Annotated in this window: 22 protein-coding genes and 1 tRNA gene; 11 read left to right on the top strand and 12 right to left on the bottom strand. The window is 55.0% G+C overall.

Translation table 11 applies throughout. The annotated features are described in order from the left end of the window. Nucleotides 1-5: 5 nt before the first annotated feature. Nucleotides 6-2,036, bottom strand: coding sequence for an acetyl-CoA decarbonylase/synthase complex subunit alpha/beta (gene acsB / locus METFOR_RS07165; protein WP_015285450.1), 2,031 nt, complete (start codon nt 2,034-2,036; stop codon nt 6-8). A 159-nt stretch (nt 2,037-2,195) separates the two neighbouring features. On the opposite strand from acsB, the gene METFOR_RS07160 reads away from it, so the two are divergent. Together METFOR_RS07160 and METFOR_RS07155 are read left to right on the top strand one after the other, a co-directional pair. Then, a complete protein-coding gene (locus tag METFOR_RS07160; RefSeq protein ID WP_015285449.1) occupies nt 2,196-3,257 on the top strand; it encodes a PEGA domain-containing protein in 1,062 nt (353 codons plus the stop codon). Between the two features lie 81 nt (nt 3,258-3,338). Beyond that, a complete protein-coding gene (locus METFOR_RS07155) occupies nt 3,339-4,850 on the top strand; it encodes an MBL fold metallo-hydrolase (protein ID WP_015285448.1) in 1,512 nt (503 codons plus the stop codon). A gap of 551 nt (nt 4,851-5,401) precedes the next feature. Here METFOR_RS07155 and METFOR_RS07150 read toward each other — a convergent pair. Continuing rightward, nucleotides 5,402-6,262, bottom strand: coding sequence for a DNA adenine methylase (locus METFOR_RS07150; protein WP_015285447.1), 861 nt, complete (start codon nt 6,260-6,262; stop codon nt 5,402-5,404). A 118-nt stretch (nt 6,263-6,380) separates the two neighbouring features. Here METFOR_RS07150 and hxlB point away from each other — a divergent pair, with 118 nt between their 5' ends. Genes hxlB through METFOR_RS07135 form a run of 3 tightly spaced genes read left to right on the top strand, consistent with a single transcriptional unit; the run spans nt 6,381 to nt 9,134 of the window. Further along, a complete protein-coding gene (hxlB, locus tag METFOR_RS07145; RefSeq protein ID WP_015285446.1) occupies nt 6,381-6,980 on the top strand; it encodes a 6-phospho-3-hexuloisomerase in 600 nt (199 codons plus the stop codon). Between the two features lie 8 nt (nt 6,981-6,988). Continuing rightward, nucleotides 6,989-8,092 (top strand): pyridoxal phosphate-dependent aminotransferase, encoded by a 1,104-nt coding sequence (locus METFOR_RS07140; protein ID WP_015285445.1) that lies wholly within the window; start codon nt 6,989-6,991, stop codon nt 8,090-8,092. A gap of 4 nt (nt 8,093-8,096) precedes the next feature. Further along, nucleotides 8,097-9,134: a M42 family metallopeptidase gene (locus METFOR_RS07135; protein WP_015285444.1), complete on the top strand. Its 1,038-nt coding sequence runs from the start codon at nt 8,097-8,099 to the stop codon at nt 9,132-9,134. Nucleotides 9,135-9,431: 297 nt separating this feature from the next. On the opposite strand, the gene METFOR_RS07130 is transcribed toward METFOR_RS07135, so the two are convergent. Then, a tRNA-Arg gene (locus METFOR_RS07130) sits at nt 9,432-9,503 on the bottom strand. Nucleotides 9,504-9,933: 430 nt separating this feature from the next. Here METFOR_RS07130 and METFOR_RS07125 point away from each other — a divergent pair. The 3 genes from METFOR_RS07125 to METFOR_RS07115 all read left to right on the top strand — a co-directional run bounded on the left by METFOR_RS07125 (nt 9,934) and on the right by METFOR_RS07115 (nt 13,720). Further along, on the top strand, nt 9,934-11,010 hold the full coding sequence (locus tag METFOR_RS07125) for a carboxypeptidase regulatory-like domain-containing protein (protein ID WP_015285443.1): 1,077 nt from the start codon (nt 9,934-9,936) through the stop codon (nt 11,008-11,010). Then, the gene (locus METFOR_RS14535; RefSeq protein ID WP_015285442.1) at nt 11,007-12,350 is read left to right on the top strand and encodes a response regulator; all 1,344 of its coding nucleotides are present in this window, start codon (nt 11,007-11,009) and stop codon (nt 12,348-12,350) included. Before METFOR_RS07125 ends, METFOR_RS14535 begins: the two co-directional genes overlap by 4 nt. Before the next feature lie 380 nt (nt 12,351-12,730). Beyond that, on the top strand, nt 12,731-13,720 hold the full coding sequence (locus tag METFOR_RS07115; protein ID WP_015285441.1) for a DUF1616 domain-containing protein: 990 nt from the start codon (nt 12,731-12,733) through the stop codon (nt 13,718-13,720). 46 nt (nt 13,721-13,766) lie between these two features. Here the strand turns inward: METFOR_RS07115 and METFOR_RS07110 are convergent, their stop codons facing one another. The 7 genes from METFOR_RS07110 to METFOR_RS07080 are packed head-to-tail and all read right to left on the bottom strand — an operon-like array spanning nt 13,767 to nt 20,390. Next, complete coding sequence (locus tag METFOR_RS07110) at nt 13,767-14,546, bottom strand: hypothetical protein (RefSeq protein WP_015285440.1); 780 nt, start codon at nt 14,544-14,546, stop codon at nt 13,767-13,769. Further along, on the bottom strand, nt 14,543-15,016 hold the full coding sequence (locus METFOR_RS07105) for a hypothetical protein (protein WP_015285439.1): 474 nt from the start codon (nt 15,014-15,016) through the stop codon (nt 14,543-14,545). Before METFOR_RS07105 ends, METFOR_RS07110 begins: the two co-directional genes overlap by 4 nt. Then, nucleotides 15,013-16,326, bottom strand: coding sequence for a DUF58 domain-containing protein (locus METFOR_RS07100; RefSeq protein WP_015285438.1), 1,314 nt, complete (start codon nt 16,324-16,326; stop codon nt 15,013-15,015). Before METFOR_RS07100 ends, METFOR_RS07105 begins: the two co-directional genes overlap by 4 nt. Nucleotides 16,327-16,329: 3 nt before the next feature. Further along, nucleotides 16,330-17,439: an AAA family ATPase gene (locus tag METFOR_RS07095; protein ID WP_015285437.1), complete on the bottom strand. Its 1,110-nt coding sequence runs from the start codon at nt 17,437-17,439 to the stop codon at nt 16,330-16,332. An 8-nt stretch (nt 17,440-17,447) separates the two neighbouring features. Continuing rightward, complete coding sequence (locus METFOR_RS07090) at nt 17,448-18,332, bottom strand: DUF4350 domain-containing protein (protein WP_015285436.1); 885 nt, start codon at nt 18,330-18,332, stop codon at nt 17,448-17,450. Next, nucleotides 18,322-20,133 carry a hypothetical protein gene (locus METFOR_RS07085; RefSeq protein ID WP_015285435.1) on the bottom strand — a complete coding sequence of 604 codons (1,812 nt, stop codon included), beginning with the start codon at nt 20,131-20,133 and terminating at the stop codon, nt 18,322-18,324. Before METFOR_RS07085 ends, METFOR_RS07090 begins: the two co-directional genes overlap by 11 nt. Then, nucleotides 20,130-20,390 (bottom strand): MraY family glycosyltransferase, encoded by a 261-nt coding sequence (locus tag METFOR_RS07080; protein WP_015285434.1) that lies wholly within the window; start codon nt 20,388-20,390, stop codon nt 20,130-20,132. Before METFOR_RS07080 ends, METFOR_RS07085 begins: the two co-directional genes overlap by 4 nt. 395 nt (nt 20,391-20,785) lie before the next feature. On the opposite strand from METFOR_RS07080, the gene METFOR_RS07075 reads away from it, so the two are divergent. Together METFOR_RS07075 and METFOR_RS07070 are read left to right on the top strand one after the other, a co-directional pair. Then, the gene (locus METFOR_RS07075; protein WP_148277625.1) at nt 20,786-21,118 is read left to right on the top strand and encodes a hypothetical protein; all 333 of its coding nucleotides are present in this window, start codon (nt 20,786-20,788) and stop codon (nt 21,116-21,118) included. Between the two features lie 153 nt (nt 21,119-21,271). Continuing rightward, complete coding sequence (locus METFOR_RS07070) at nt 21,272-23,140, top strand: hypothetical protein (protein ID WP_015285432.1); 1,869 nt, start codon at nt 21,272-21,274, stop codon at nt 23,138-23,140. 144 nt (nt 23,141-23,284) lie between these two features. Here METFOR_RS07070 and METFOR_RS14530 read toward each other — a convergent pair whose 3' ends face one another. Next, complete coding sequence (locus tag METFOR_RS14530) at nt 23,285-23,983, bottom strand: metal-dependent hydrolase (protein ID WP_015285431.1); 699 nt, start codon at nt 23,981-23,983, stop codon at nt 23,285-23,287. Between the two features lie 241 nt (nt 23,984-24,224). On the opposite strand from METFOR_RS14530, the gene METFOR_RS07060 reads away from it, so the two are divergent. After that, nucleotides 24,225-24,785: a DapH/DapD/GlmU-related protein gene (locus METFOR_RS07060; protein ID WP_015285430.1), complete on the top strand. Its 561-nt coding sequence runs from the start codon at nt 24,225-24,227 to the stop codon at nt 24,783-24,785. 121 nt (nt 24,786-24,906) lie between these two features. Here the strand turns inward: METFOR_RS07060 and METFOR_RS07055 are convergent, their stop codons facing one another. Next, complete coding sequence (locus METFOR_RS07055) at nt 24,907-25,440, bottom strand: hypothetical protein (protein WP_015285429.1); 534 nt, start codon at nt 25,438-25,440, stop codon at nt 24,907-24,909. Nucleotides 25,441-25,866 lie beyond the last annotated feature (426 nt).

Here is a 25,866-nt window from a genome sequence, read left to right as displayed (position 1 = left end):
GGCACTCACACCAGGGGCTTCATGGTCAGTGCAGGATGCCCGACACGCTCTAAAAATTCCATGAGCGCTTCGATAGTTTCAGCAGTGGTCTCATCCGCAACCTTGTCAAGGAACCCGGTAAGGCCCCGTTCTGCAAGTTTCTTTTCCAGCCGCTCTTTGAGTTCTTCCTTTAATGCTGCCGGCATCCAGACAAGCCGCTCGATCCCTCCCTCGCCCTGGAGGAAACGGTCCGAGAGGACATAGTTCTTGGAGATGCCGGCAAACCCCGGTGTCTGTGCTCCCCCGCCGATAGTGCCTGCAAGCGTGGAGAACGTCATCCCAGAGGGAGTCATGCCCTTGTATTCCCGGTTCACAACCATGATCCCGTTCACTTCCGGCAGCATCAGGGCAATTGCCTCGAAACAGCCGCAGCAGGTCATCGGGTATTCCATCACGCTGTACAGCGAGCACCGCTCGATCTCCCCATGGCTTGCCTTCTTGACAAACCGGTTCACGCCCTCGAATTCTCCGGTCAGCTCGTTGATAACGGCCCCTTTCTCGATGGGCTGGTTGGCCCCCGACGGAGACATCTCGTACGCAATCTTTCCGTCAAGCCAGCTGATGGCGCCGCAGAGGGCGAGCCGTTCGGGAGTGATGACACAGACATGGTTTGGGGCGAACGTCTGGCAGAGCGTGCAGGAATAATACGTATTCACATCTGAATCGCGCATGCCCTTGATCCGGGCATCGCGCTCATCGTACACCCGCTCCGCCTCTTTTTTTGCCTCAACAACCTTTGCCGGGTCCGTGATCAGTGTCACGGCTACCGCATCGAGCAGCTGGGGGAAGTCCATCCGGAACTTACTTGCAAGCAGCTTGCCGATGTGCTCGATCTTCACCCCTTTTGCCACGGCTTCTTTCGAGATCCTCACCCAGATGAGGTCACGCTGGGCAACGTGCCAGGAGCCTTCGCCGTAATTGACAAAATTATGGATGCGGCGTTCGAGGACCGGCTCGTAGTCCTTCTTCATCGCCTTTCCGGCGACTTCGATGATGATCCCCAGCGGGTTCGCTGAGCCCTCCTTCATAGCATCGATCTCCGGACCGATGACTGTGACCTTGCCATCTTCGATCTCGGAAGGCTCGCGCATTCGGAGAAGCTCAAACGCGGTCGACCGGCCACCGCCAAACTCCACGTACATCTCTTCTTTCCGTATGCTCTTTCCCTCAAATGCCGGTGAACAGCTCATGGGGATGGGAATTGCCGTGACATTGACCTTGATACCCTTGAGTTCCATTCCCTGGCGCACCACATCCCCCGGGGTTGCCGGAACCCAGGTTGCATTCTCGTACCCGCCAAGGGAAAGGATGGGAAATCCCAGCACCCGCATGCCGTCGACAAGGGCGATCTCTTCATCCGTCAGGCCGGGGAAGACAATGACAATGGCCTTGGCACGCTCGGCTGCGTATGCCAGCAGGCGGTGCATGTCACCGGGCGTGACCCCGCCAAACATCATGGCAACGCGGGCTACGATGTCCACAAAGTGAATGCCGTAAAACGGGGATGAGCCCAAGGGGATGAGGCGATAGTCGAGACCGACCTTCACGCCGGCTCCTGACAGCGACGGGACAACGTTTCCGGCAAGGAACGTGAGCATGTATTTTTCCTGCAGCTCGCGGCAGATGGCCGCGGCGCTTCCTTCTCCTTTAGGAGTGCCGACAATGAGTGCAAGCCCAAGAATGCTTCCGTCCACGAGCGAATAACCGAGCTTCCGGATTACCGTGTCGCTGATGAAACCGGTATAGGGAGCGGGTTCCTTTCCCTGAACTGCGGTCTGTTCAGCCAGCAGGCATTCAGATGCAACGATGGGGTTATTCGCGGTCTTTTTGAGAACGTCTTCCGCTGCTGCACGATCGTGGACTGCGACACCGGTCAGCGCGTACGATATCGGGAGGTGGTAGGCCGTTTCCTCATAAGAGAACGGTTTCTGGATCGATGCGATCCTCGTTTTCAATGCCTCTTCGCCATGTTTTTTGGCTGATTCTACGTCGGTCATTACCTCTTTGCCTCGTACCAACAGTTACCCGGTAATATAGATATAGTTTCGTTATATGATAACCCGGAATCCGTCGGATTTGGCCTGCTCCGGCAAACAATGACCGTAAAGGAGATATACCGTCACAAAATGATATTCTTTATAAATTGAGGAACCGTTATGGGAGAGATTATCCTGAAGAGTATGATTCCACGGCTGGTTTTCCTTCTCGCCGTCATATTCTGCATACCGCCGGCACTGGCTGAAACCGGGACGATGTCGATCGCCTACTGGGGCAATGGCGGGTACTATATTGGCGACACGATCATCTTTGACGGCGTATCCCCGGCAGGGAATTCCACCGCAATCAAGCTGACCGGGCCGGGCCTGCCGGCAAATGGTGTCCCCATTTACGATCTTGATGGGGCCGAGGGAACCGGAAACCCGGTTATCGTCAAAGAAGACGGGAAATGGCGCCTCGTCTGGTATACCGGGTCGATAAAGGGCGTTGACAAGATGCAGACCGCCCGTTACTACATCACGGTTTTTGATGTGAACAATCCTGAAGTATCCGCAAAAACATCGGTCATGATGAAGAAGCCGGACTTTTTTGTCACGGCAAATCCTGATACTCTTGAAACCGGGGATTACCTCCAGCTCCTGGGAACAGCAGAACAGGGAACATCCGATATCCATATCGTTATCAGCGATGAGATCGGGAAAGTGTATCGCACGTATGACACCGCTGCAAGCCGGTCAGGATATTTCACCTATGCGTTCCGTGTGGATATGATGCCGGGCACATACTATGTGACCGTCTCAAGCCCGTCCGTGAAGAACACGTACCGGACCACGATCACGGTTGTCCCGCCCGCTGCTCCGGCAGCAAACGTTACTGTCGCACCAACGACGCCTGCGGGCATGGCAGCCGATACCGGGACGCTCTCCATATCCTCCAACCCGGCCGGCGCTGCCATCTATGTGGACTCGGTTAATATGGGTGTCACGCCGATCACCCTGGCAAATATCGCATCAGGAACGCATACCGTGGAAATCCGGTCGCCCGGGTATCTCACCTTCTCTCTCCAGGTGACGGTAAATGCCGGTGAAACCACCTCCCTCTCCCCGGCACTGGTGAAAAGCCCGCTCTCCCTCCCCCTCTCTCCCGTTACCACACTTGCCGGCCTGATCATCGCTGGTGCTGTTTTCCTTATCGGTTGTGCGGCACGGAAGACAGAATAACCACGTTCTTTTTTGCTCCCTTTTGAGACCATAATCTATATCGACGCAGGGACGCAAACGTACTACCTCAATCGGAATATCATGCAGAAGTATTCTTTCGTCGCCCACATGCCGGATGAACCCGGCTCCCTGCACCGGGCAGCCGAGATCATCAAGCACTATGATGGCAATATCAACCGCATCCAGTTCGACCGGAGGATCGATCCCGGAACGGTTTTCTACGAGGTGACCGCCACGGAAGAGTCGTACCGGAAGATCATGGATGACCTTGCCCGGATCGGGTATCTCCAGACCTCGCTTGTCACGCTGGATTTTTTGAAATTCTGTGTCTATCTCCCGCACCGTCCCGGGGCACTCTATGAATTCCTCTCGTACATCACTGCAGCCGGGGCAAATATCGCGTTGATTGATTTCGACGATAAGGGTCGCCACCCGGACCGGCTGACCATCAGCCTGAACCTCGAGCAGAGCAAGGAGATCGACTGGCTGCTTGACGAGCTCAAGTCCCGGTACCGGCTCGAGATCCTCGAGTATGACCGTACCGGTCGCCACCTTGACGATACGGTCTTTTATGTCCGGTACGCGCAGGCTGTCCGCGATTTGATCGGAGAATCGGAGGACGCGTTCCTCCTCTCCTTCCTTGCCGACAGCAACCACATTGCGCAGGAACTCATGGACCGCGGGTGCAACCCCCACCAGGTCTTTGACAGTGTCCTTGCCACCGGCCGGACCATGATGGAGACATCAGGCCCGGGCTTTTATGCATCGGTGCAGCAGTTTGCGGTGGCACCCGGGATAACCCTGTACTGCTTCCAGCCACCCTGCGGCGGATCGGTCTTTCTCATCAGTTCACCGGATGACCTCCTGATGATTGATACCGGGTACGGTATCTATCACCATGACTTCATGGCTCTCTTCTCCCGGTATGGCATTGACATGCGGAAACTCTCCCGCATCATCGTGACGCATGCTGACGCTGACCACTGCGGGGCATCGGGGCATTTCACCGTCCCGGTTCACATGCACAACGGAACGCTTGCGATCATCCGCACGAACAACCGGGGCTGGGGATCGCGGAGCCAGGAGTCCGTGCTTGAAGCGTTTTATACCAGGATGATCAACCTCTTTTCGCGGTTCCAGGTGCCAGAAGATATCCACTGTTTCGGCGAGCCCGAACGAGAGAAGCAGGGTATCTTTCCTGTCATCGGGACGGTATCCATCGGCCCGCTGCATCTGGACGTGCTTGACGGTTTAGGGGGACACACCTTCGGGCAGGTATTCCTCTATTCCCGGGATCATGGTTTGATCTTCGCAGCGGACAGTGTCATCAATTTCGGAAGCCTGACCAAGGCCCGGGCGGATTACAGTTCCCTTGCCGCATTCCTGGTCACCTCGGTCAACGTGGACAGCGACCGGGCTAAACAGGAGCGTGTTGCGCTGATGGCCCTTGCAGAAGAGACTGACAAGGCCCTGGCATCATCCGGCCAGCGCTGCCTCATCTGCGGCGGACACGGGGCCGTCTCGGTTATCGAGAACGGGAAGCTGACTGCTTTTGGCCAGATAGAAGAATATCACGCGGGAAAAACCGACTGATTGTTGATCTGGATACTATCCGGAAAGAGCCGGTGTACCAGACAACTAATAAAGGGCATTTCCAGCCCGCCCCCGCAGACGGGCCGGATTGCCTGAGGCGAAAAACGGTATTGTAAGGTTAATGGGGAGTGGGGGCATTGTGCATTGGAAGCGGGAGACACCAATCTTATCTCCTTTGTCTCTGCTCAACCACGTTTGACCGGTTTCTCAGGCGTCACCTCCATATCTTTCGTATTCACACTGGTACTTACTGACGGGTATGCTGCGGACGGGTTGTCGCGCATGAGGGTGATCCGGGCCCGGAAGATCTTCTTCTCCAGGAATCAGCCGGATCACGAGGAACACAACCCGGGATATCTTTTGGGGCAATTTCCGGTATCTTCCCGTTTTCTTACCAGCGTTGTCTGCACCGTGCTGTTGCCGGTCAGGGACCGGTTTGCACAACGACCATGTTGTGACAGAACCTGCTAATAACCCTCATTATTTGCATGGCATTTCTGCATAGCATAAAAAAGAAATTGTGGATCTCAATTTTACGGCATAGAGTTCAGTCATTTCTTATCAAAGGCATAGTTCGTGACAATGATCTCCTGGATCCCCCGTCTCCGTTCGCCATTGCAGTTGATGAAACGCTTGGCATTCACCGACTCAATATGGAAATCAGCATACAGTTCCTCGATCTCCGGCACCTTGGAGTTGCTGAGCATGATGCAGACCCCCTTCTTTGTGAGCCGGCGGAATAACCGGGCGAGGCGCTCCTGCTCAGTGAACGGAAACCCGTGGGAGTTATAGTCCGTGAAGTTTGCCGTCTTCGAGAGCGGCTGGTAGGGGGGATCGAAATAGATGAAGTCTCCCTTCTTTGCGGTCTTCACGGCCAATGCAAAGTCGCGGTTCTCAACCTTCACCTTCTCAAGCATGGCAGAGAACTTGAGGATGCTCGTGTCCGAGGGGATGGAACGCTTCGTGTAACTGCCAAACGGGACGTTGAACTTACCCTTCCGGTTCACCCGCCAGAGCCCGTTGAACCCGTGCTTGTTGAGGAAGATGAGCAAGGCAGCCCTTTCGAGAGAATGGTTCCTGCTGCCGATCAGTGCATTGAACCGCTCTTTGTGCTTCTTATATGAGGCCTCATTATTCTGGAAATCCTCGTTTGCGAGCGCCGTGATGAGAGCTCCCGGGGTGTCCTGAACAACCCGGTACAGGTTGATGAGTTCGCTGTTGAGGTCGGAGATGACCGCTTTTTTTAAGAGCCCCTTGTTCTCAAGGTGGACGAGCAGTGCACCGCCCCCGACAAACGGTTCGTAATAGGTATCCCAAAATTCCGGGAGGCGGCAGTCCAGCTCTACAAGCAGCTGCCGCTTGCCACCGGCCCACTTGATGAATGGCGAGCATTTGACGAGCGGGGATATCACAGTCAAGATTGTATGAACATCCCATATAGATCTATCCCCGTGGACCTATGTTACGCAACGGGCTCGCTCTGTAGAAATCCTCATCTGCTTTGTAGATGCATCATTTCTGGAGAAAACCATGGAGCGCCACAGGGTTCAGGAGATGATGCTCTTGATGGCATCGAAGATCCGGAAGATTACCAACACCATCTCCGATGACGATGTCGAAAAATTCCTCGAAGAGATCCTCAAGGCAAAGCGGGTATACGTGATCGGCGCCGGGCGCTCGGGACTTGTAGCGAAGGCATTTGCCATGCGGCTGATGCACCTCGGTATGCAGGCCTACGTGGTCGGAGAGACCATCACCCCGGCGCTCTCCGGGGGAGACCTGATCGTGATCTTCTCCGGATCCGGCAGGACCAAGACCGTGGCGGATATCGCGGAGACGGCAAAGGAGATTGGGGCGCACATCTGTCTCATCACCTCCAATGCGGATTCACGGATTGGCAGGATCTCCGACTGCAATGTCGTCATCGAACACCAGCGCGATGCAGTGACTGACGATGCCGTGGAATTTGAGATCCGCCAGATGATGGGAGAGCACAAGTCGTTTGCCCCGCTTGGCACACTCTTTGAGACTGCGTCCATGATCTTTGCCGATGCCGTCATTTCCCGGCTCATGGAGATTACAAAGACCGACGAGTCTTCGCTCAAGAACCGCCACACGAACATCGAATGAGGAAAACCATGACCATGAAATTTTCAGAACGGGTTGCCGGAATCGAGATCTCCGGCATCCGAAAGATCTTCGAAGCTGCAGGCCCGGGATCGATCAACTTAGGCCTCGGCCAGCCGGACTTCGACACCCCGCAGCATATCAAGGATGCTGCAATCAAAGCAATCCAGGATGGAAAAACCGGCTATACTACGAACAACGGCCTGCCGGAACTCCGTACCGCTATCAGTAAAAAGTTCAAAAACGAGAACGGGATCAAGTACCATCCTGACCAGCTGATTGTCACGGCCGGTGCGAGCGAGGCACTCCACATTGTCATGCAGGCCATGCTGAACCCCGGTGATCGCGTCCTCTGCCCTGACCCGGGTTTTGTGTCGTACTCCTCGCTTGCCACCATTGCCGGCGGAAAACCGGTCAGCGTGCCGCTGACAAAAACGCTCCATATCGATGTCGAGGCGGCAAAGAAGCTGATGGCCGGGGCAAAGCTCATGGTCATCAACTCACCCGGCAACCCGACCGGCGCGGTTGAGAGCGAGGAGTCGATCCGGGCCCTTGTCGAGTGCGCAGCAGACAAGGGAGTCACCATCATCTCCGATGAAGTGTACGAGCATTTCATCTATGGCAAGAAGCACGTGAGCGCAGCGCAGTTCGGTGATAATGTGATCACCATCAATGCCACGAGCAAGACCTACGCGATGACCGGATGGCGTATCGGGTATCTTGCGGCATCTCCCGAGATCATCGGGCAATGCCTGAAGGTCCACCAGTACTGCCAGGCCTGCGCCACCTCAATCGCCCAGTACGCGGCAGTGGCTGCGTATGAAGGAGACCAGAGCGCAGTGAAAGTCATGCGGGACGAGTATGAGGCACGGCGCGACCTCATCTGGGGCGGACTGAAAAGTCTTGGTTTTGATTTCCCGAAGCCCGAGGGGGCGTTCTACACGTTCGTCCCGATGAAACCCGCCCTCACAGAGAAGATTATCGAAGCCGGTGTTATTGTGGTACCCGGCACGGCGTTCGGTGCCAATGCCCCGGAATACACCCGGTTCAGTTATGCCACATCGCGGCAGAATATTATGACAGCACTTGAGCGGATTGGAAACCTTGTGAAGTGATACCATGGTCAGGGAACTGTTAGCAAAATTATCCAATGCCCACGGTGTGTCGGGCAGTGAAGGCAGCGTATTTGCGATTGTAAAAAAGGAGCTCAAAGGCCACGTGGACGATATCCGCGAGGACGCGATGGGCAACCTGATCGCAACAAAGAAAGGCGGGAAGTTTTCAGTGATGCTGGCCGCCCACATGGACGAGATCGGCCTGATGGTGAAATATGTCGACGAGAAGGGCTTCATCCGCTTTGTCGCGCTTGGCGGCTGGTACGATCCCGTGCTCTACACCCAGCGGGTTGTCCTGCACTCGACAAAAGGGCCGGTGTACGGCGTTGTCGGCGGCAAGCCCGTGCACATGATGAATGACGAGGAGCGCAAGAAAGGTGTCAAGATCGACGACATGTTCATCGATGTCGGGGCATCGAACCGGCAGGAAGTGGAACTCCTGGGTATCGATGTCGGCACTCCCGTTACCATCGACAGGCAGTTCGCGGAACTCGCAAACAACCGCGTAACCGGCAAGGCCTTTGATAACCGGGCCGGTGTCGCGATGCTGATCAAGGCCATGCAGGAAGTGAAGTCCCCGCATACAATTTATGCGGTTTTCACTGTGCAGGAAGAGGTGGGCCTGAAAGGGGCGCGGACGAGCGCGTACTCGCTTGATCCCGACTGCGCCATTGCAACCGATGTCACGATCCCCGGCGACCACCCGGGCATTGACATGAAAGACGCACCAGTTGAGATGGGAAAAGGCCCGGTCGTCACCATTGTCGACTCCAGCGGCCGCGGACTCATTGCAAACCGGAAAGTCGTGAGCTGGCTCAAGGCAGCGGCCGACGCAGAGAATATCCCGGTGCAGCTTGAAGTGGGCAGCGGGGGCACGACCGATGCAACAGCGATCCACCTGACAAAGGGCGGCATCCCGAGCACGACGATCAGCGTCCCCTCGCGCTACATCCATTCACCGGTTGAGGTAATTGATCTCTCGGATCTCGAGAACAGCGTAAAGCTGCTGGTCGCTGCGCTGAAGAAGAAGCCGGTGCTATAAAACTTTATTTTCAAAAGTTTTTTTGTCCCTGCCTAACGAGGGGTCGGCAGAAATCGAGCGTCATATTCAGCGAGGTTTGATTGGAGAAAGCGACACGTCATCAGACTTGGAGCATGAGAAGACAAAAAATTTCAAAACCATCAGATTTAGACTCGCCCGAGCGATCCCCGCATGGGGTGGGTGGAATCACAATTTTGAGTTATAGAGAATCAGATGGATTCACGTTATTTGTTGATTAATGAATTATTAACATGAAATAACTCATTTTTGAGAAGAGATTTTGACGTGAAAACCAAACGCCCCGGCCGGGACTTGAACCCGGGTCAAAAGCTCCGGAGGCTTCTAGGATGTCCACTACCCTACCGAGGCATTGTTCGGCCATGCACGGTGCAAAACCCCCCACGCATACACCCGTTCCGGAAATCATGGGTGTCTGCGACGGAGGCCGGAGCGTGCTCCGCACCCGTTCACGGTTCCATAATAACAACACCTCATTCTGTATTAAAGCTCACGGAGACCCGGTGATAGTCTGGCGGCCCTGACAGGTATTTTGTCACGGAGCGGGGGGCATGTACCAGAGTATGTGAATTGCCAGGGAGCGGTAAATCTGGTGAGAATGCGGTACAATAGAGGAATAATGCTGTGAATGGGCCTAATCACACAGATATTTGATCGGAAAGTATTGTAAACCCCCTGCAATAAATAATAACTATCTGATTTCCGATCGCAGCTGTCTGCGAGGGATTACCACACCCGTATGTCATTTCTTTCATATCCCGGAAGAACAGGCAGGATCTTCATGATAGTCTTCCTTCTCGCTCTGGCATGGACTGTCACTGCCGCTGAACCTGGATCTCTCACGGTGGTTGTCAAGGATGCCCGTACCAAAGCCGTTGTCGGGAGCGCGCTCGTATACCTTGACGGCGCATATAAAGGGACAACCGCGGACTCGTCCGGGGTGATTACTCTCGACGGCCTTAAAGACGGGACCCATACCGTGCGGGTAACAAAACCGGATTTCCGGGAAGTTACAACCAAAATTGTCTATCCTGATCAGACAACAGTCTCCTTGGAGATTGCACGGGGTGCGCTCGTACTCTTAAACGAAGAGAGTGAGAAAAAGGGTGCAATTAACGTAGTTTTTTATCCTTCATCAACCTCCTACAGTTGTACTGACCATGCAAAGGTCTCAACACCGGTCTATATCAACAACGAGACCCGCTTGAGGGAGGACGTGATGAAGGTGATCCATTCGACGTATCTGGACCTTGACAAGATTACCCCGTCATCAAAACCCCTTCCTGCTGATTACCGTGACCGGTTTAATTTCTATTACTACTATGACCCGTCAGCACCTGCGGATGCATTTGACGGCTGTGCCGGTACAATTCCCGGCAATTACTGGAATGACGTGACGTTTGCCGATATAACCGTCATCCTGTACCCGAAATACTACGGTGCTTATTCGGACGCAGCATGCATGCCGACCGGGTGCAGCCAGGACTATGGGCCCGGCCGCAACCTGATGAAGGCCCCGGCCGACCAGCTGACCCTGATCCAGCACGAGACCGGGCATGCAATGTATGATCTTGTCGATACGTACTGTGGCAACACCTATTATTACCAGAACGACCCGCATGCAAATGTCTGGAGTTCGCGCGAGAACTGCGAGTCGGATGCACGTTCCGATGGCCGGGATCCTGCACAATGCCGGCAGATCCAGCAGGCTGCAACCGTCTCGTCAGCGAGCTGCAGCCAGCCCTACTGGCGCTGGGACCCCATGCCCGATATCATGGCTAGCGGGTACCGGGGAAAATTTGGTGAAGCGGCAACACAGCGGATCAACTACGTTCTCGGAAAGGTGGTTGTATCATGAACTTCCACAAGCTAACCGGTCTCCTTGTCATTATTATCCTGTGCTGCGGTATCTGTCCGTTCGGTACAGCCGCTGAACAGGTGGTTCCCGATTTCGATAAAGTTGTCCGTATCCAACTCAATTACCTGGATGGAGCTTATACGCTTTCATCTGCCGAGGTCCAGTACGGCAGGGCCCCGAACCTGGCACTCCAGTCCGGCGAACTGAAAGGCAGCATCCTTGACACCGCCGGAAAGGAACGGCTCTCGTTCTCCACAAGGGAACCCTGGCGGGCCCAGGGTGACATCCTCGGCGACCCGGAAGGGCGCACCCTGATCGGCTACACGGAAGACGGGGACTCAAGCGACATGAGTATAACGGTCCCCTGGGTGCAGGACATGGCAGCCTTCACCCTCACGGACTCGCGGAACGGGGCATTGTTAGTATCCGCAGACCTCACGCCGGCCGCAACGCTTTTCTGCGCTGATTACCCCGGCGATCCGGATTGCCAGGCGCGCGGGACGCCATCCCATCTGGCTACAATGGAACCGGTGCCGGAAACAACATCCCTGCCGGTTGTCTTCATGGCAGTATTTTCCGTATCGGTCTTCCTCGCGGCCGGTCTTGCCATCATGACAGTAAGAAGAAGGACAGCGGCAACAGGGATCCCGGTGGGGGCAGTTGCCGGAGAGAAACCGGTGAAACAGACAGTACTTATCGTAGATGATGATCCCGGGATGGTAGAGATCATCGACCAGTTCCTCACGGATGAAGGGTACGCGACCATCCGGGCTTTCAGCGGGAAAGGATGCCTCGACATCCTGAAAAAGCAACTCCCCGACCTGATCCTTCTCGATGTCCTGATGCAGCCAATGAACGGGTGGGAGACACTCGAGCAGATCAAGAAGGATCCCTTAACAAAACCGATCCCGGTCCTGATGCTGACCGGCAAACGTCTCACCTCTGCCGAAGCAAAACAGTACAACATCTGCATCGATGACTATATCACGAAGCCCTTCCGACATGAAGAGATCTTCAGTGCGATCGACAATATCCTCCAGAGGAAACAGCGCTTTAAGGACGGTCTTGAGCTGGCAAAGAAGGTCGGCGTTGACCGGGAGAAGTTCTGCGAGCTGGCAAAGTTATCACGGCGGATCTCGGTCAACAAGAAGATCATCGATATCCTGCAGGCACCTGCCGGAACACCGGCCTGGGGACCGGATGAGATGACACCGGAGAACAAAGAGGTCATCGAGCAGATCACCATGATAACCCGGGTCAACGAAAAGCGTGCCGAGCAGCTGAAGAAGGAGATTAATACCGTTTTCCGGTCCAAGGGCGTTCCGGAGATCACCTGGTAAGTCTGAGGGCCGCTCACTTCCGGGAATTCCTGTCACGGCCGGATACACGTTTTTGCCGGTATGAATAATCCAAGGGATTTTCATCAGATTCCTGTACCGCGGGGCGGCATAGCGCACTCTGTAAAAAACCTCCTTCCGGATAGTTGCCCCCCCTTGCGCCTCCGACTGGTTTGAAAAACCAGAATAATAAGAAGAGCGCGAAGCGTTCTTCGACTTCGGCGGCCGTTCATCGCAAACGGCGGTATGGGGGCATCAACCCCCATCACTACTTCATAGAATTTCAAAAGAGCCCTTTTTTCCCTATAAGTGACGCGTACCTGCCATTGCAGACGGCAATAATCCCGACATGCATAATATCCTGAACAGTGAATATTCCTGTCATGGATCAGCCGCGGCACCCATATGATACGGTTGTTGCCGCGTTTGCGACAACACGGGTGCCCCGTGACCTTTTGGCCTGCGAACTCTGGCTTCTTTTTGCGCTTCTCTGCATCTACGTTCCCGTCCTGAACGAGTCTTTCCTCCGCATCCTGTTCGGTATCCCGCTGGTCGTGTTCATCCCCGGCTATGCGCTGATAGCGGCCCTCTTTCCCGCTGCCCGCGATCTCGATGGCATCGAGAGGATTGCACTCTCGTTCGGGCTTTCCATTGCGGTTGTTCCTCTCACAGGGCTTGTCCTGAACTATACGCCCTGGGGGATCCGGCTCGATCCGATTATTGTCTCCCTGTCACTGATCACCGTCTCCCTGTGCCTCCTTGCCCAGTACCGCAGGGCGCAGGTTCCGGAGGAAGAACGGTTCGTTGTCCCGTTCCAGGAGATCCGGAGTACCCTCGTAACTGAATTCTTTCCCCAATCTGAACGTTCACGCACCGACCGGATCCTTTCCATCATCCTCCTTGTTGCAATTGTCGGGGCCATTGCCACAACGGTCTTTGTCATCGTTGTCCCCAAGGAAGGCGAGAAGTTCACGGAGTTCTTTATCCTCGGGGAGAACCAGAAGGCTGCCGATTATCCCACCCGCCTCGTCGCCGGGACGAACAGCTCCCTCTATATTGGTATCGGCAACCACGAGTACCGGCCGGTGAACTACACGGTCGAGACATATTTTATGAAGATGACATTCGACGAGAGAACAAACACCAGCACCCTGCATGCCATGGACCGTATCGACCGCTTCCCGGTACAGGTCGCCCATAACCAGACCACGGTCATGCCCTACACCATCGTGCCGGTTGCTGCCGGGGACTATAACCGGCTCGAGTTCCTCCTCTTCAACGAGACCGTGCCTGATGACGGGATCACCGGGACAGAACGTATCAACCGGAGCTATCGCGATCTCCATCTCTGGGTATCAGTAAGGTCGCTGTAACCTGTGCCGGCCCGACCGGAACTACCGGAAAACCGGTGATTTCTGGTTATTCGTTCAGCACCGTGAAGATTGCCGTCACATCCGGTTTTTTCATATCGGGAGAACACCGTTCAACACGCACAACCTTTCCGGTGCTTTCGGCACAGACCGATGCAAAGAGACTGCAGACCGGGCAGGGGCTCGTGATACAGCACTTGGGAGATTCTGCAACCATGGCACGGCACCCGTCAATGAGCCGGTAATCCTCCATGACAATGGTGATAACCCCGGATTCTTCCGATGAACTGATCTGCACAGCCACCTCAAGAACGTCTACGCCAAGTTCCCTGACCAGGTTGTTCAGGCCGGCCGGGTCACGGGGAATCGCAAGGTGCTGTTGTGTCCTGAGCAGCCGGAGAAGGGGGGCACTGGCAGGCTCCACGAGGATTCCTGCCATGTCCTGCCCTGCCACGAACGGTTCGGTGAGGAGCGGCATACCGGTGTATTCCGCTGCCGGGACCAGCAGCATGGGATGGTCCCTGCCATCCCTGCCCCCGGGAATAAGATGGGCGTTTCCCTGGGCCCCGAGATCTGCACAGATGCGGGCCATGCTGATGCTGCCCTGGACCGGCAGGAGACTGAGATAGCGGAGATCAAGAGGGTCGCTTGCGGAGAGCGTGACAAAGAAGATTCCTGTCAGGATGCAGGCCAGGGCTGCAATGACAAGGGCTGCGCTCGTGAAGTCGCCACGGTTGGTCAGGATGGCCGTTGCCACAAGGACAGCGGCCAGGATTACGAGTGCAAGGGCTGCCTTGTAGCGTGGATTGATCGTTGCGAACGTGATCATGATACACCACCGGAATACTGTTTTTTGAACTGGTATATGCGCACGGACTGGACAAGGAGAACGATGAGAAAACCAGCCGTAAGGACAGATAACGGAAGTACTACATGGTTCGAGAATTTAACAAGCAGCGCAACGGCGGTGGTGATTCCGCAGAAACAGAGGAAGGAGTGGAAGTCCGGTGTATTCTTGAGAATGCCATGCGAGGAACAGACAGTACCGGCTACCATCCATACGGTAAAGAGCCCGGCCCAGAGGTTCATGGCGCCCGCTGCTGTGATGAGGAGCACGCCGGAGCAGACAAGATAGAATCCCCGGTCCGGCCAGCTGCGGGAAACTGCGTAGATGCCAAGGAATGCTAGGAGAAGGGCCGGGGCAGGGTACCAGATCTCTGGTCGTACGTATGCGGTTATTGCGATAATCCCTGCTGCAAGGGGCACAAGGAACCGGAATTCCGGCAGGAATGTGTTCATGCACCCACCCCGCGGGCTGCTGAAAAGGTATCCCGCCGGACAGGTCTTCCTTCCCGTACTTCCTCAACGACCCGGACCGTCACTTGGATCTGGCAGGTCCGGAGGGGCCTGACCACATGCCGGATATGGCTTGTGTCCCCGCAGCCGAGCGTGAAGAGATATGCGTTATTCAGGAGCAGCTGCGAGAGTGTCCGGGTGACCTGCCCGGCAAAGGCCGGGTTCCGCTGGCAATACAGGATTCCGGTATACCGCTCCTTCAGGGTTTCAAGAGCCGTCCGGATCCGCGGATCCCGTGCCTGTGCCCCGGCATTCTCGCAGTGCCGGATCATGCTCCTGAGATCGTTCCGATCCGGCATGCGGTAGAAGTGGACGGAGCGTTCGGCCGGGTGCATCCACTCTTTGAGTTCTGCAAGGCAGTGTGCCGGGTTCTTCTCCTCGCGGATGAGGTGAATGATATTTGGGCCGGAGATGAAGAGGATGGAGATATGCTGGAAGGACTGCAGGGTATCGGTCACCATCCCGGTAACCTCGGAGATCATCTTTGCGAATGCCTTTTCTGAGTAGGGCGCCCCGCACCAGGGGAGGTCGACAATGAGAAGCGGGGGAAAGCTTGTCGGGGTGCTGTATTTCCGGATAAACATTTTGTTGTACTTGGCCGAGATCTTCCAGTCCACGTGGCGCAGGTCATCGCCGGGCTGGTATTCCCGGAGCGAGTGGACGTCAACGGTTGAGAGGATGCTTGCCTTCCGGTTGTCCCGTGTCCCTTCCAGGGAATCCGATGAGGGTGCCTGAAAAAGCCCTGCCGGCAGGACCGAGAGGACCGGGCCCGTCTCCGTCTGCCGGGATAATCGCAGCGTTTCAGAAAAAAAGAGATTCCTGAACGTGAGGGAAATTCCGGAAAACCGGAGATCCCCGTGGATAAGGGGAATGATCCGGTAGCGGCACAGGTATGTCTGCTCGGGACTGCCAGACACGGTATCGATTATTGTCTCACCATCCATGAGGAGTGTCTTATGAGGAGGGAGTTCTTCGATGATGACATGGACACGCGGCATGCCGCGGAGCGTGATCCGGGTTGTTACCATAAGCGAGGTGCCCCGGCGGACCATATTCCGGCCCAGTGTCCGCCGGCACTGGACGGAGGACGCAATCTTCCGGACTTCGCTGTCGAAAACGAGATACTGCCCGAGAACCGCAATGGCAAGCGTACTCCCGGCGAGGAGGAGCACGGGGTCATCGAGTGCCAGTGCTCCGGAAATTAAGAGGAGGTTGACAAGACAGATCCCCTGTGTGCACCGTCTCAGCTGCAAAACTCAGAGCACCTCGACTTTGGAGAGGATTTCTTCAAGCACCTGTCCCCGTGTGACCCCTTCCACTTCCGCGTCGCGCGACAAGATGATCCGGTGCGTGAGTGCCGCCCGTGACACCTGCTTGATATCGTCGGGGATGACATAGGTGCGGTTGTTCAGGGCAGCGAGCGCTTTGCCGCCACTGACCAGGGCAAGAGAGGCACGGGACGATCCACCGAGTTCGATGTCGGGATGCGTCCGCGTTGCGATCACAAGGTCGCGGATGTACTGGAGGACTGGTTCTTCGATAGAGACCTGGCGGATTACCTGGATGTAATGTTTGAGGGCGCCGGGGGTGAGGATGGGTGAAAGAGACTGGGAATAGGTCTCCCACTGGAGCATGCCCTCATTGGCGCGCCGGATGATGCTGAGTTCTTCATCCGGGTTTAAGTAATCGGAACGTATGGAGAACATGAACCGGTCGCGCTGGACTTCGATGAGCGGAAATGTCCCCTCGAATTCATGGGGGTTCTGCGTTGCAATGACACAGAACGGCGACTGCATCGGCATGGTGATCCCGTCCAGCGTGACCTGGCGCTCGCTCATTGCCTCGATAAATGCGCTCTGCGATTTCGGGTTGATACGGTTGATCTCATCGGCAAGGAGGATGTTGGTGAAGACCGGTCCCTTCCGGAGGACAAACTCCTTCTTGTACTGGTCGTAGATCCTCACACCAAGCATATCCGCGGGCTGGAGATCGATGGCCCCCTGGATACGGTTGAAGCTGCAGCCGGTCAGGAGGGCGATGGATTTTGCAATCGTGGTCTTGGCGGTTCCCGGCACCCCCTCTACCAGGATATGCCCTTCGTTTAAGAGGGCAAGAAGGATCAGGTCGATGACCTCATGGTTCCCGACAACGAACTCGTTCAGCCGCTCGTTGATGAGGGCGGCAAGACCGGAGATCTCCTCGACTTCTTTTTTCAGTTCCGGAAGGGGAAGCCGCCCGGATGTTTCTTTTCCCACGCTTTCTGAATCGTTGCCGGCCGGTGCGATCCCGGCGTGTCTGCTGGTGCCTTCCCGCCCGGTTTTCCGGGACATATCGACAATTTTTTTCTCAAGATTACTGTGGTCCATCCTTTCACCTAAACAGCCTTCTTTCTCCAGGCCCACGCTATGCCCAGGATCAGCAGGCAGAATATGAGAATTTCTATAATTACTGTATTTCTTACTACATGAAGAATCCCGCTTAATCCTTTCGCGTCCGCGGTGCGGGAATTCATCTGGTCAATAAGAAGGAAGCTGTCCTGTGTGGTCAGGTTGTCAATAAGCGCACGGTTGTTTGCGTTCTCCGGCTGGAGATACATCGTGTTGACGAAAATGCTGGGATCGGACAGGACAACGAGCCTGCCGGGCCCGATGGATTCCTGGACCATCACCGGCAGGGTGCCCATCTCTTCACCGGCATTGAGCCGGTTGTTTGCGTTCCGGTCAGCCCAGCTCATGACCGATGTAAGCACGAGCGGCGATCCGCCCTCCAGTAACGCCGCACCGTTCAGTGTTATCTCCGATGGCATGACAAAGGGTCCCGTTTCCTGCGTACGGTACGCGATGATCAGGTACGGGTCAGCATACTGGCGGTCGAGGCTGGAGATGTTCACGGGAGTGATCGTTACCCTGCTGCCGATCCCTGCCAGGATTTCATTGCCGGCACCGAAGTCATCGGCAAGGATGATGGTGTGCCCTCCGGCAAGGAATGCCTTGTACCCGGCAATCTCCCGTTCGGTTGGACTGCGGTGCGGCGCAAGGATCAGGAGTGTCGCGTTTCCCGGCTGCTTGTCAAGGACTCCCGGGTCGAAGACCTCAATTGTCCTGTCGCGGCCAAGGTCGGAGAAGAATGCAGATGTCCCGTTCCAGCCGGTATTGTACCGCGAGAACTCCATGTCATTGGCCGAGAGGTGCAGGAAGAGGAGGACAAGGGCCGCAACAAAGACGCCCCCGGCTATCCATGAAGCATACCTAATGGCCATCACCCTCCATCTGTTCGTCCGTAGTATGCAGGGCCGTCTCGAAGACGGTCTGGTCCCTGACCGAAACGATCCCGCCATACCGGATACGTTCATATACGGCAATGAACCGGGCGAACGGGCGACAGTACGGTTTGCCTTTGCAGCCGCGGGAGATCTCGCGTGCTGTCAGCGTGCGGTGGCGGCGGATCTCCTGGTCACGCGCTACCCGTGCAGCCAGCTGCTGGTACACACGCCAGGATGCAGCCTTCAGCCCTTTTTCCTGCAGGAGGCGGGTGTAATACGAGATGAGTGTTTCATTGTCGGGGTCCATCAGTTCGCTGGTATCGGCAGGCTGGGCTGGCAAATCGCCTCCCAAATCCTCTGCTGAAGCGCTGACACCGGAATTTACCAAAATCCCATCAGTCTTTTCTGCACGGGCCTCGATCTTACGCGTCATCCGCTGGATGTAATACAGGGCAGCTTTGACAAAACCCGCAACGATTACAATGGCAAAGATGACGAGGAGGATGTCCCAGAGTTCCAGCTCATCACCGGTCTTTGGGATGAGCGAGATCTCAATCACCTGTAGATCGCTTGCCGACGGGTCGATGGGGTATCCTGCTCCATTGAACCGTGCAAGGATCGTGTGTCTTCCCGGAGGAAGATCGATCTCTTTCATGAACCATCCCCGGCTGTCAGTCTTGGTGACCAGCACGTGTGTCTCGTCCCAGACCAGCTCGACAGAGGCGGAACGGACCGGGTAATTGGCCATGACCGCGCCGGAACAGTTGACGGTCGTGGTCTTATTGGTCCGGCTCACCGAGAGGTTTGTCGCGGATGCTACCTGCTCCACCGTCAGTGTCCGGTTCACGGAACGCGACGTGGGAGAGCGGGAATAAACAGTATGGGTCCCCGAGAGTGTGCGTTCAATCGGGATCTTTGTGTTGTAATACCCGAAACTGTCCGTTGTGAGGGTGGAGAACGGGACGTCATCCATGTACAGGATAATCTGTTTTCCTCCTTCACGGCGCGTGACATTTCCCTGGAGCGAGAGCGAGATCCCCATGTACTCGATCACTTCGCGGTATTTTCCTGTTTCCGGGCGGAGGAAGAGAGAGATGCGGTCGTCACCCGGGACGAGCGAGGTATCGACCCGGAGCAGCGTCTCGGCCTCCGGGTTCTCGATCTGCTCGATGATCTGGTCGACAACAACCTGGCTCTCCTGGTTCTTCGTCGTGTTGATACCGAGTTTCCGGCCGCTGTCAGCCACGCGTTCCGTTGCATTGCGGTACCGTGCACCCATGCCGCGGACTTTCTTCCGCAGTTCTTCTCCCCGGAGACGGATCGTGGTGAGCATATCCTGGTTGTTCTCGCTGTGGTACTGGATCTCCATCACCTGGAGCTCGTCTAAGGAGATGGTTGTATTGAGAAGGGAATCCAGGATCTCCTTCTGCATGGCCGTGTTTCTCTCCAGTTCCTGGATCTCGCTCTCGTTCATGTCCAGTTTCACGATCAGGTTCTTTAATGAACCGTGGCTGTTCTGGAACCGCTCGAAGTCCCGTCGCGCCTGTTCGATGTCGTGGACCCGGATGGAGAGCGATAGCGGCCCGGTAAAATCGACAAATTCCTGGATTTCCGGTACGATATCGTCCGTGCTGTTGGTTGCCTGCAGTTTCAGGACATCGGTATTCTTATGGAACGGGGACGGGAAGGAGTCCTCTTCAAGCGAGTACAGCAGGGGAGCGGGAATAGTCAGGACGAGGGCTGCGAGTATCGCGATCACGAGCAGGAAAAAAACCGCGTACCGGATCTTTACATTCATCGTGCAAGGATCTCCATGACTTTTATTGCAACAATGCCCCCGAAGAGAAGGATACCTGCAGCAACCACGTACTTGAGGTACCGCATGTACGGTGGCAGGGTAAACCGTGTATCCATCAGTTCGACAATCACGAGGAGGCCGATCAGCCAGAGAACAAAAAAGATCTCAAGGTCAATCCGTGCGGCAAGGAGCATGAATACCGTGATAACGATAAGCCAGACCGTGACGACGATGATGGCGAGATCCTTTTTCTTCATGGGTTTCCGATCATCTTTTTGGATATTGGGATATAGGTAATTTTCTTTTTATATGCAGGTTTCAATATGATCTTGTCTGTACAAGGGCATGAATATCATGAATAAAAATCCTGGCGAAAGATACGTCTGCCATGGGGACGGGAAGGCGAATCCTGCCCTTATCCGGGAGACCGTATTTACGGAGAGCGGATATTACCCCCCCTGCTGACAGGTATGCCAGACAGATTACTCCTCTTTGCCGGGGTTATTTTCCTTGTGCTCCTGGCACTTGCCTGCCCGGTGCAGGCATTCCGGCAAAACCCTTGATATCACGGTCCCTGACAATGTCGATACCGTCATCACGTTCGAGCATGAACGTTCCTGGTTAGGAGAAAGTGATTGTCTTTACCACTATCATGGACCCTGGTGCCAGACTGGCTGAAGCCGCCTGTTCGGAGTACAACCGGGAGGCAACGGTCAATGCCGTCTCTCCCACTTTTGTCCAGCTCACCGTTTCGGGCTTTGCATCGCGATCTGCGGGAGATGATGGTATCACGATGAAGATACCGGCCCTGTTGTTCCGGAATGCGGATAAAATCCTGAACCAATACTGGTTTGCCCGGCTCATGAACCCGGACTTCTCCCCTCATATCAGCCGGGTGACCTTCCCGGACGGGTATGGTGAGACATTTACCAGCCAGGCAAAGCTCCCCGCCATCACGCACACCCCTGCCCGCTCCGGGCACTGAGCATTCCCGCCTTCCATTTTTTCCATCACCCGGTCATACACCTCTTCACGCTTTTTTGCGGAAAATTTATTCCGGGAACGACCAATTAACGACAGAGATCCTCTCCACGAGTATACCAAAACAGTTGAATACCAGAATTACGGATTATATCTGATGGAAAAAATTCAGATCCAATTTAATGAATCTGATTATACTACCTACCATGATTATTGCCTGAAATATTACCAGGTCCGCGATACCGGGAGGCGGCAGGCAATCCATGCCTTCCTGGAACTTTACACAAAAGGCATTCTCATCGTGGAAGAGCAGGACCTCCGCCCGGCCCTGCGGTTCCTTACCGAAAAATGCAATGAACTCAAGGTGGAGAAGGAGCGCGCGGCCGGGGGCGATGCCGCCGTTGCCACGCGTGCCCGGCTCTGTTTTGACCTGCTCGCGTTCCTTGACGACCTGGAAAAGATATACCGTCTCATCAAAAAGCAGGGTATTGTTCCCAACTACGTAATGCTCCTTGCCACGTTCTCGAACGTGATTGAAGAGATGCGGGATGCGGCAGCTGTCGGGTTATATGATGTCGACCGCACCCTAATCGAGGCCCTTGCAACGCCCCTTGCCGGAATGATCCGGAAACGGCTGGGCACGAACCGCCAGTGGCAGTCGGTTCTCAAGGAACTCTCGTTCATTGCCACCCGGTTTTGCCAGAAATTCCCGGAACCGGCCTTTGATGCGGAGATCGTCCAGCTGGTGGCTCCATCCGTAGTAGCGCATTTCAACAAGGATGTTGCGGTAAAAGAGATCTTTGCTGCGCTTTCTGCCTGCTATGAGGAATGCGAGCTTGAGGAGTTCGAGTCCCTCCTGAACCGGACCCCGGAGGCACTGAAATACGACCAGGAGGCGGATATCGGCTGGGATGCGATTACAGAACCGCTCAGGAAGGTCTCGGCTGAAGTTATCCGGCAGCGCGAACGGCTTGCCCGTGAAGCATCGACACTTGCCGATCCTGCCCTGCTCATGGCGCTGGGATCCGGAGGGGATGACCGGCCTACCCCTGCCGTCTCATCACCCTTGGGAAAGCCCGTCCTGCACGGGGGGAAAACATTCGATATTGCTGTCACGGCGGACGGATCGACCCAGGTGGAGTCCCCGATCAAAGCCTATCCCCTTGCCGATGAACCGGTGAAGTCCCCGGATTTTGGCGCGGTGAAGCCGTACGTCCCCCTTATCATCGGTTTTGCGATCATTGTGCTCTTCATTGCCGGGACAATGTTCCTTTCCGGCGACTGGGTGCCTTTCGGCAACACAACCAATGCGACAAGTACCGGCCAGAAAAACGTGACCGTTGCGAAGACCACGGCAAAGCCGGCTGCAACGACCGCGAAACCCGCTGCAACAACGGCAAAACCTGCTGCTACTACTGCAAAACCGACTGCCACCCCGACAGCCAAAGTCTATAGCGCGAGTGATATCGGCAATCACCTGCTCGATATTGCCTTCGGTCCGGACAACAGTAAACTGGAGAAATCAAACAAGACTTTAATATCCCTCTCCATTTCCGGGTCTTATTCCGACAGCGATGTCCAGCACCTTAAGGAATTCATAGACGATTTCAACGTGAATTCAGCAACCACAAAACTCTCCACCAACTTAAACCTCCAGGGACAAGGCGACATCCCCATCTTTTTTATTCCGGAGGAGGGGCTTCTTCAGGTAGACACAAATTCCCGGACAGATGAATTCCGGGATACCGATACCGGGAAATACTACATCATCACCACAACCGAGAAGGTGTATGTCAATTCCGATCTCAGCGGGGCTGCACGGAAGAAGTGGCTGGTGCGCAGTGCTCTCACGAAGATGGGTTTCCTTGGTGAGACCTACAAATATACGGATAGTATCTTCTACACAAATGCCAACTCCGCAATAGAGCCGAATTCCATTGACTGGAAGGCCGTCCAGCTGATGTTTGGGAAAAAAATTACTTGGGGTATGACTAAGGCACAGGTTAAGTCAACATTGGGCCTTTAGATCGCCTCTTTTTTTCCGGCATGAACGATCTTGGATAAGGGATGTAGTTGCTAAAAACAGAATCCGCACTTTAGTTTTAATACTATACCTGTCTTGATTGAAATTCACCGATGTCTGGTTATGATCTCTGCACACCGGATATTTTCATGACCTGCTGACAATACTCTGCCAACGCCAGAAGAGGAGCGATGCAAGGGCAATGACAAGGCCGCCAAGGATCAATTCCTCCGGCCGTCCCCAGCCAACCTGCCGGAGCGTGTGTCCTCCAATCCCCCAGCCGATAAGGATCCCGGCAAGGCTGCCGAACACGAGCGCACTGAATGCCATGATAAGGGAGATGACCGCCCGTCTTTCTTTAAGAACCGGGGAGATGCGGGACCGGAAGAGGACAGCGAGCACCAGGATGAGAACCATGGCCCCGAGGATGAGCTCGAAAGGATTGTGAAGTTCTTCGAGAAATTTCACCCAGAAGAAATCCTCGGTATGGGTACCGGAGAATGACCCGAGGAAGGGATAGTACCAGTTCACCGGCTGGCGCCACATCAGGTCCAGCGCCTGGTGCGAGAGAATGCCGATACCAAGCGCAGCAAGACCGGGATCTCTTCGAAACAACCAGTACACAATACCAACTGCAACAATCAGGAGCGCGAGCGCGAGGGTGTGGGTGAAGATCCTCCCAAACCCTATTGACGTATTGAGGATCAGGTACCCGAGTGGCTTATCGATAAGGTCCGGGAGGATGGCACCAATCGTGCAGGGAATGAGCCACCGTCGGTCGTTGAAGAGTTCGGAACAGAGAAAACCGAGCACGATGCCGGTGAAGAGGTGGAAGAAGAAGTACATCGGTTGATCAATCTGTGTGAGGGATGCTATAAAAAGGAGAAGGTGGTTATGGTTTTGCTCTTCCAGCAACCCACGTAGAGGGGGAGTTTAAGGGATTTTTTCCATGCCCGGTATGGTAAACAGAAGACAACGAAAGGATTTCTTTCAATGAAAATGCAAAAGAAAATTTTTATCATATTGTTGTTACTATGATAGAACACAAAAAAATAAATCTCACACAATCCGATAGGAAGTTTTCTCGATGATTCCCGGTAACCTGCAGCAGTTCCAGGCCTCGTTCCGCATGGTGCAGTCTACCCTGATCGGTTTTCCGTCCCCCGCTGCACTAAAGTCCGAGATCTTTCCCGGCGTACACCTGGGTGCGGATCCCTCGATAGGCCGGCATTGCATCATCTTTGGCAATGTCTTCATCGGCGACCGGTTCCGGTGCGGGAATGATGTCCTGATCCGCAGCGAGACTGCCCTTGGGGATAACGTCACCCTGGGTGACGGCGCTTGTATTGACATGGATGTTGTTATCGGCAACAATGTGACTGTCCGTGAGGATGTCTGGATCCCGCAGTTTACACGGATTGAGAACAACGTGCAGATTGGGCCGGGTGTCCGGCTCGTTGGCGAACCGGTCTTCTCCCGCATACAACAAAAACCTTCGAGGGGGATCATCCTTGGCGAGGGTTGCGTGATTGGGGAGAAGGCTGTAATCGCACCGGGTGTGTCTATCGGTGCCGGTGCCCATGTGGAAGCCGGGGCGGTTGTTACCCGGGATGTGGCGGCTGACCGGGAATGTGCGGGAAGGCCGTGAAGTATTCCGGTTTTTTGATTTTTGTGATACGGATTGAATTACATTCCTGTTTTTCCGGTATTCATTCGGAGTTGCTGCTCTTATCCGGCAAAAATGGATTAATTGTTTAATCCACAGCACATCATTGGCCGGCCTGCCGTTCTTCGTCAAGGGCTTTCTTTCCTGCCCGGGTCTCCGGCTCCAGGACAATCCCGATCTTCCCGATCGTATCCGGCAGGATCCGATACCGGTGGAAAGCCCGGGCAAATCCCCGGATCCAGAGCTCGAAGATGAGTCCCGGCTGCTGTTTCATTGCCCGGAACGCTGCGATCTCTTTCCTGCAGCGATCCTGGATTCTTTTGCTGTCAAACCAGGAATCGCGGATGCGGCGGATTCGAACGAAACTCGTGATCCCGTCCTTCATGGCGATGAAATCGTACGGGAGATCTCCATCTGATACAACATCGGCGACGGCGAACCCCCATATGGCAGCCCGCCGTTTTGCTTCCCGGATGGCCACAAACGGCCTTTTGATCCGGCCCGGGCCGGTATCCTTTCTTGTCGCTTCCGGCAGTGTTCCGATCAGGCCCTTGGTTGTTGTCTGTTCTTCGTGCGGTTTTCCCATCAGTTCCAGTGTTATTTTCTGGTCCTCCTGCGGTTTTCCCGTCCGGTCCATGGTTTTTTCTGATCTTCCTGCGATACTGGGGACATGCTTCCGGCACCATCTTTGCATCCGGCACCGTGTCCCAAACCGGCGATCCGCGATCCATCATTCCTGCGATCATCGTTTATCCGGTTCAACTCGTTCTTTTTGTTCTCTGTCTGCATTTTTTTAGTCCTGCCACATACCGGGCCGGGCAGATGGAACGCGAGAGCATACGCTATCCGTAATGAGTTTTCGATGAGAAGGTTTCTCGTTCCACCCGGCTCCTGGTGCCCGGTCGTGTGGCACAAACCTGTTGGAGCGAATAAAAGGTATGCTTATCTGAATAAACCAAAAATTTCCAAAACCGGAGACGCAGCGCAGGTTTCAGAGGCAACGGAGCGAGAATTTTGCGATCCTGGCTGCGCAAAAAATGACGGTATTTTCATATACAAATAT

The sequence above is a fragment of the Methanoregula formicica SMSP genome (genome assembly GCF_000327485.1).
Classification (GTDB): Archaea; Halobacteriota; Methanomicrobia; order Methanomicrobiales; family Methanospirillaceae; genus Methanoregula; species Methanoregula formicica.
This window is presented reverse-complemented; position numbering and strand designations above follow the sequence as displayed.

Excerpts from the sequence above, each read along its gene's own strand:
- acsB (WP_015285450.1), bottom strand. The coding sequence starts at position 2,036 with ATGACCGACGTAGAATCAGCCAAAAAACATGGCGAAGAGGCATTGAAA.
- METFOR_RS07160 (WP_015285449.1), top strand. The coding sequence starts at position 2,196 with ATGGGAGAGATTATCCTGAAGAGTATGATTCCACGGCTGGTTTTCCTT.
- METFOR_RS07155 (WP_015285448.1), top strand. The coding sequence starts at position 3,339 with ATGCAGAAGTATTCTTTCGTCGCCCACATGCCGGATGAACCCGGCTCC.
- hxlB (WP_015285446.1), top strand. The coding sequence starts at position 6,381 with ATGGAGCGCCACAGGGTTCAGGAGATGATGCTCTTGATGGCATCGAAG.
- METFOR_RS07140 (WP_015285445.1), top strand. The coding sequence starts at position 6,989 with ATGACCATGAAATTTTCAGAACGGGTTGCCGGAATCGAGATCTCCGGC.
- METFOR_RS07135 (WP_015285444.1), top strand. The coding sequence starts at position 8,097 with ATGGTCAGGGAACTGTTAGCAAAATTATCCAATGCCCACGGTGTGTCG.
- METFOR_RS07125 (WP_015285443.1), top strand. The coding sequence starts at position 9,934 with ATGATAGTCTTCCTTCTCGCTCTGGCATGGACTGTCACTGCCGCTGAA.
- METFOR_RS14535 (WP_015285442.1), top strand. The coding sequence starts at position 11,007 with ATGAACTTCCACAAGCTAACCGGTCTCCTTGTCATTATTATCCTGTGC.
- METFOR_RS07115 (WP_015285441.1), top strand. The coding sequence starts at position 12,731 with ATGGATCAGCCGCGGCACCCATATGATACGGTTGTTGCCGCGTTTGCG.
- METFOR_RS07110 (WP_015285440.1), bottom strand. The coding sequence starts at position 14,546 with ATGATCACGTTCGCAACGATCAATCCACGCTACAAGGCAGCCCTTGCA.
- METFOR_RS07105 (WP_015285439.1), bottom strand. The coding sequence starts at position 15,016 with ATGAACACATTCCTGCCGGAATTCCGGTTCCTTGTGCCCCTTGCAGCA.
- METFOR_RS07095 (WP_015285437.1), bottom strand. The coding sequence starts at position 17,439 with ATGGACCACAGTAATCTTGAGAAAAAAATTGTCGATATGTCCCGGAAA.
- METFOR_RS07090 (WP_015285436.1), bottom strand. The coding sequence starts at position 18,332 with ATGGCCATTAGGTATGCTTCATGGATAGCCGGGGGCGTCTTTGTTGCG.
- METFOR_RS07085 (WP_015285435.1), bottom strand. The coding sequence starts at position 20,133 with ATGAATGTAAAGATCCGGTACGCGGTTTTTTTCCTGCTCGTGATCGCG.
- METFOR_RS07080 (WP_015285434.1), bottom strand. The coding sequence starts at position 20,390 with ATGAAGAAAAAGGATCTCGCCATCATCGTCGTCACGGTCTGGCTTATC.
- METFOR_RS07075 (WP_148277625.1), top strand. The coding sequence starts at position 20,786 with ATGGACCCTGGTGCCAGACTGGCTGAAGCCGCCTGTTCGGAGTACAAC.
- METFOR_RS07070 (WP_015285432.1), top strand. The coding sequence starts at position 21,272 with ATGGAAAAAATTCAGATCCAATTTAATGAATCTGATTATACTACCTAC.
- METFOR_RS14530 (WP_015285431.1), bottom strand. The coding sequence starts at position 23,983 with ATGTACTTCTTCTTCCACCTCTTCACCGGCATCGTGCTCGGTTTTCTC.
- METFOR_RS07060 (WP_015285430.1), top strand. The coding sequence starts at position 24,225 with ATGATTCCCGGTAACCTGCAGCAGTTCCAGGCCTCGTTCCGCATGGTG.
- METFOR_RS07055 (WP_015285429.1), bottom strand. The coding sequence starts at position 25,440 with ATGGACCGGACGGGAAAACCGCAGGAGGACCAGAAAATAACACTGGAA.